General features: G+C 57.6%; 7 protein-coding genes and 1 pseudogene. All 8 read left to right on the forward strand.

Annotation, left to right across the window (positions count from 1 at the left end; translation table 11 throughout):
- A partial coding sequence (locus D4765_RS19315; RefSeq protein WP_161580501.1) for a hypothetical protein occupies nt 1-306 on the forward strand: 306 nt, incomplete at its 5' end.
- Nucleotides 303-515 carry a hypothetical protein gene (locus D4765_RS18700; RefSeq protein WP_136643820.1) on the forward strand — a complete coding sequence of 71 codons (213 nt, stop codon included), beginning with the start codon at nt 303-305 and terminating at the stop codon, nt 513-515. The genes D4765_RS19315 and D4765_RS18700, both read left to right, overlap by 4 nt.
- Nucleotides 516-1,223: 708 nt before the next feature.
- Nucleotides 1,224-1,709 (forward strand): hypothetical protein, encoded by a 486-nt coding sequence (locus D4765_RS18705; RefSeq protein ID WP_136643821.1) that lies wholly within the window; start codon nt 1,224-1,226, stop codon nt 1,707-1,709.
- Nucleotides 1,709-2,467 (forward strand): hypothetical protein, encoded by a 759-nt coding sequence (locus D4765_RS18710; protein ID WP_136643822.1) that lies wholly within the window; start codon nt 1,709-1,711, stop codon nt 2,465-2,467. The genes D4765_RS18705 and D4765_RS18710 overlap by 1 nt, the downstream gene beginning before the upstream one ends.
- A complete protein-coding gene (locus D4765_RS18715) occupies nt 2,460-3,692 on the forward strand; it encodes a replicative DNA helicase (RefSeq protein WP_136643823.1) in 1,233 nt (410 codons plus the stop codon). Before D4765_RS18710 ends, D4765_RS18715 begins: the two co-directional genes overlap by 8 nt.
- Nucleotides 3,693-3,813: 121 nt before the next feature.
- Nucleotides 3,814-4,188 (forward strand): annotated as a pseudogene (locus tag D4765_RS18720) (single-stranded DNA-binding protein); the annotation flags it as partial.
- A gap of 329 nt (nt 4,189-4,517) precedes the next feature.
- The gene (locus D4765_RS18725) at nt 4,518-4,754 is read left to right on the forward strand and encodes a hypothetical protein (protein WP_237280565.1); all 237 of its coding nucleotides are present in this window, start codon (nt 4,518-4,520) and stop codon (nt 4,752-4,754) included.
- A partial coding sequence (locus tag D4765_RS18730) for a hypothetical protein (RefSeq protein ID WP_136643825.1) occupies nt 4,751-5,122 on the forward strand: 372 nt, incomplete at its 3' end. The genes D4765_RS18725 and D4765_RS18730, both read left to right, overlap by 4 nt.

Consider the following 5,122-nt stretch of genomic DNA (forward strand, 5'->3'; position numbering starts at 1 on the left):
TACTGGGCTGTGTGTCTGAACGATGAGCGCATCGACATCCGGCCCCGGAATGGTGCGAAGGATCGCGGCGATATTGGCGGCATCTATCTACCTCACGGTGGCCGTCTGGTCATCGAGTGCAAGGACTACGCGGGCGCTGTGAAGGTCAAGCCGTGGCTCGATGAGGCTGAGGTTGAACGGGGCAACGATGACGCCTTGGTGGGCGTTGTGATCGTGAAACGGAAGGGCACCGCGAGACCCGGCGATCAGCTCGTGATGATGACTGTCGATACGTTGCTCAAGTTCTGGCCGGGGGTGAACTCGTGACGCTCCCCACCGAGATCAACACGGTCATAGCGTCGATCTGGCCCGCCGACCGCACAGTAATAATCATGTACGTCTTGCTCGCAGACGGTTGGCATGTGTTCACACCGAAGTACTACTTAAAAGTGACCGATACTGCCAGGCAACTCCGCGAGTACCTCAGCGCCGCTGCCGGTTTCCGTGTTCTCTACCCAGTACCAGAGGAGATCTGATGACGTTCTTGTCTTACGAGCTACCAGACGGAGCGCCGCGGCGTCAGGTGTGGTTTGTCGAATGTGATGTGTGCAGAACAAAGCACTTGGGGCCGTTCCCAAACATGTCATGGGTCGATCAACAGGAAATAGTCGAGGCGGCGGGGTGGCGCTATCAGGATAGTCATCCATCGGACACCTGCGACATCTGCCTGACGACTTCGCCCCCAGTACCAGAGGGGGAGGAATGACGTTCGCCCCGAAGACACCGAAACCGACCCCGAAAGAGGACGCTGAGGGGTACCGGCTAGCCACCGAAAGGGACGGCGGCACATGCCAGAGATGCCGCACGAATTGTGGCCCACCGAACCGTGACCACCGCAAACTGCGATCTCAGGGTGGCCTCACAGTCGCATCGAATTTGCAGATCTTGGGCGGTTCGGGGACGACTGGTTGTCATGGTTGGTCCACTGAAAATCCCGAGGCCGCCCTTCGTGAGGGATGGAGTGTCCCTTCATGGGGTGACCCGGCGAGGTGGCCTGCACGGCGGTGGCTTTCCGATGCGGGCGTTCCCGGTTTCGGGTGGGTGCTGTACGACGATCTGGGCGGTTTCGAGCGGATCTCGGTGGCACGCGCGGAGGCCCTTATGAGCGGGTACGGAATCATTTACTGAGCGCATTTCAGGTGTTCTATACGCGATTTACGGTACCTAGCTGAACATTAGACAAGATGCCCGAACACCTACTCATCCACCACCTGTCGGTTGATAAAACACCTGATAGTTACATGGTTGTAGTTTCGAAGAAAGTTTCTATGAACAGGTTATTCCACAGCTTGTGCACAGGGTTGTCAGTGTTTTGCGACTTCTCTCCACAAGGTTATCCACAGGCCCATTTGCGTAACTATGTTCTATCGCGGGACGATTGTAACAGCCCCGTAAAACGGGCGAAGCGACCTGGTGTCCTACCACCAAAGCCGCTTCTCATTCACCCGCTGGAACGCACCAATGGAGGAACTTTGCCCAAGTCTAATCAAGGTCTTGAGGCTGCTGCCAGACAGCACCTCGAACTTCTGAAAAATCAGCACAACACGCTCAACATCCAAGATCGGCTGTACGTCGGTTTGGCGTACACCTACGGCATCACCGTTCCCGAGATCGTCAGCACGTCTGGCATTCCTACCGAACGAGTGAGAGCACTGCTTGGCGGTGAGTGATGCCGTGGTTCAAAGTAGATGACGGGTTCCACGGGCATCCGAAGGTAGTCGAACTATCTCTCACCGCAGTTGGCCTTTGGGCGCTGTCGGGTAGCTGGTGTGCGAAGTATCTGACAGATGGTGCCGTATCGGACAAGGCCATAAGCCGAATCGGAGGTGATGACACTCTCGCAGCTGAGCTAGTGGCGGCGGGATTGTGGTTGGTTGCCGCTGAAGGTTACGAGTTCAAAGACTGGGCTGAGTACCAGCCACTGAAGGTCGATGTGGAGGCTGAGCGTGCGGCGGCACAAGAAAGAATGCGCGCCGTCAGAGCCAAAAAGAAGGGTGTTCGGACGAACGACACCCGAACTGATCCCGAACGTTCGGATGAACAAAGTCAGAACTTCGGGCGAAGTTCGGCCGATGTTCGCGTTACCCCATCCCAGTCCCATCCCATCCCAGTACCTGAAAAAGATATGTCCAGCGAAGCTGAACCCAAAGAGCCCTATTCAGCAGCTTTCAGTGCTTGGTATCAGCACTATCCACGCAAAGAGTCGAAGGGTGACGCATACAAAGCGTGGGAGGTTCTGAGACGGGCACGGCAATTGCCAACTAACTCGGTGCTCGTTGCATCGGCTGACCGTTACACACGGACGCAAGACCCTCAGTTCTACAAGCTCCCGGGCGGTTGGCTCCGTGATCGTAAGTGGGAAGACGAGAAGGTCGACACGAAAGACTCGTGGACGGGCAAGGAAGTCTTCGGGGGGCCTGATGTTTGACGGCCTTGAGGTTGCTGAGCTTGACGTGCTTGGTGCCGTTCTTGAGACGGGTGGTCGATGCCTTGACGATTTTGATCTGATCGGTGATCAGTTCTCGAAGATCGAGTTGGGCAGGATTTTCGATAAGGCCCGTGAGATCCACAATCACGGCAGAACGGTCGACCTTGCGACGCTTGTCGATGCTCTACCTGCCGACTTCCAAACGATTTACCGGCTGACCGACAACAAGGTCTTCGCGGGCAACGTGGTGCACAATGCGGGCATCGTGACGAAACACGCGGTCAGGCGAGACTTATCAGCTTTGGCGGATGGTCTGAAGGCGCTTGACCAGAATCTTGATGCTGCCCAGATGATCGAGTACGGTCGGGCGGCGCTTGATCGTATCGGTGGGGTTCAGAAAGCCAAGGTGCTTTCGATGCCGGATTTGTGGGGTGCTGCGGTCGAGCTGATCACAACGGAGACGGTTTACTCGCCGTCGCCGTGGCCGTCGCTTGATGAGGCTATTGGCGGGTTCCGTTCTGGTGCGCTGTATGTGATTGGTGCACGGCCTGGGATGGGTAAAACCATTGTTGGTTTGCAGATTGCTATCGCGCTTGGGCAGGGCGGAGTTGTCGCGTACAACTCGCTTGAGATGCCGAAGGAAGAGTTGACAGTTCGCGGCATCGCATCGCACGCAAACGTGAACGTGTCGAAGTTGGCGAAGAACCGGCTTGATCCTGATGAGTGGGCGCGAGTGAATGCGTCCCGCCCGGAGTTCGTCTCTGAGGTGTTCATCGATGATCGTTCGTCGGTTGGGCCGTCGCAGGTTCGCCAGTTTGCCCGGTCGGTTGCTCGGAAGGGTGATCTGAAGGGCATCGTCGTGGACTACATGCAACTGATGACCTCACCTGGCAAGGAGTCGCGGCAGGAGAAGGTTTCGGAGTTCTCGCGGCAGTTGAAGATTCTCGCGAAGGATTTGAAGGTGCCGGTGTTCGCACTGTCGCAGCTGAATCGTGAGTCGGAGTCGCGGTCTGATAAGAGACCGCAGCTGTCTGATCTTCGAGAGTCGGGGTCAATCGAGCAGGACGCCGATGTGGTGATCCTGTTGAGCCGCGATGAAGAGAACAACGACCTGTGGATGGACGTTGCGAAGAACCGTCACGGCGCGACCGCGCTGGTGAAGATGCAGTGGAAAGGCGAATTTTCAAAAGTGGTCGATTACAGAGTGCTGCACGGGTTCGCATGAAGCACGGCAGGAAGTCAACGTACGACCGGCATAAGTGCCGGTGTGACGAGTGCAGGGCCGCGAATACTGCGTATCAGCAGCAGTACCGGGCAAGTAACTACAAACGAAAGAAGAAAATCTGATGGCAGGCGAAACAGTAGTGACCGTGGTGGGCAATCTCACTAGCGACCCAGAGCTGAGGTTCACGCAGAACGGTTTGGCGGTCGCGAACTTCACTATCGCGTCGACCCCGCGCACTTTCGACAGAGCGTCGAACGAGTGGAAAGACGGCGATGCCCTGTTTCTTCGGGCGAGTGTGTGGCGTGACTTCGCTGAGCATGTCGCTGGGAGCCTCACGAAGGGCACCAGAGTCGTCGCGACTGGCAGGTTGACGCAGCGGTCGTACGACGACAAGAAAACCGGCGAGAAGCGCAGCAGCATCGAATTGGAGATTGACGAGATCGGGCCGTCACTTCGGTATGCGACAGCGCAAGTCACCCGGGCCGACTCTTCTGGCGCTGCGAATCCGGTGACGCCCGGTCGCGACTCCTCACAGACGCCGTTCTGATGTCGACCGTTGACGAGAACACCCCTGACGCCCTCAGTGTGCCCGCTGTGACGCCGTTTCAGGCGTTTCGTGCCCGGGAGGTCAAGCGGGGAAAGAAAACGGCTCAGAGCGGCGACAGTGGGAGTGCCGAGACATGCACGTGCACCTACACCGACCCGAAGTACTGGACGACGTACGGGAGCGCGACCGAGCCCGGTTCGATGATGGAGCCCGAACCCGATTGCCCGGTACATTTCCCGCCCACCCCAGTTACTACCAATACGAAAGAAGGCTGAAAGATGACCGAAGCAATGAAGTTCCGTAAGAAGCCCGTCGTTATCGAAGCGATGCTGTTCGCGGGAGGTGCCTTCACGACAGCTGCCGAGAATATCGCTATCACGACGCTTGAGGGAACGATGGCGGCCAGCATCGGCGACTACATCATCAAGGGCGTCGCGGGCGAATTTTACCCATGCAAGCCCGAGATTTTTGAGCAGACCTACGAGCCCGCTCTCACCCCGGAGGCATCGAAATGAGCGCCGAAAGTGAAGCGATAGCGGTCGAGGTTCAGGCCGAGCGTGACAGGCAGGATCAGAAGTGGGGCGAGCAGAACCACCCTGACGGCACCGGGCCAAGCCGGATGATTCTGGGTGACTTGAAATACACCAAGGCGTTCGACGGTCATCGCGGCATCAGCCTTGCAACGGCATCGGCTGACGTGCTCGCGGGGTGTGCAAAACAGGTCACGGATTCCGCCGCTAAACAGGGCAACGTCTTCTGGCAGGACATTCTGCTCGAAGAGGTATTCGAAGCGTTTGCTGAGAGCGACACTTCGAAGCTCCGAACCGAACTGATCCAGGTCGCCGCCGTAGCTCAGCAGTGGGTCGAAGCGATCGACCGGCGC

Source organism: Subtercola vilae, assembly GCF_004923255.1.
Classification (GTDB): Bacteria; Actinomycetota; Actinomycetes; order Actinomycetales; family Microbacteriaceae; genus Subtercola; species Subtercola vilae.

Bases quoted from the DNA above. Each gene is read 5' to 3' on its own strand.
- D4765_RS18705 (WP_136643821.1), top strand. From the start codon at position 1,224: ATGCCCGAACACCTACTCATCCACCACCTGTCGGTTGATAAAACACCT.
- D4765_RS18715 (WP_136643823.1), top strand. From the start codon at position 2,460: ATGTTTGACGGCCTTGAGGTTGCTGAGCTTGACGTGCTTGGTGCCGTT.
- D4765_RS18725 (WP_237280565.1), top strand. From the start codon at position 4,518: ATGACCGAAGCAATGAAGTTCCGTAAGAAGCCCGTCGTTATCGAAGCG.
- D4765_RS18710 (WP_136643822.1), top strand. From the start codon at position 1,709: ATGCCGTGGTTCAAAGTAGATGACGGGTTCCACGGGCATCCGAAGGTA.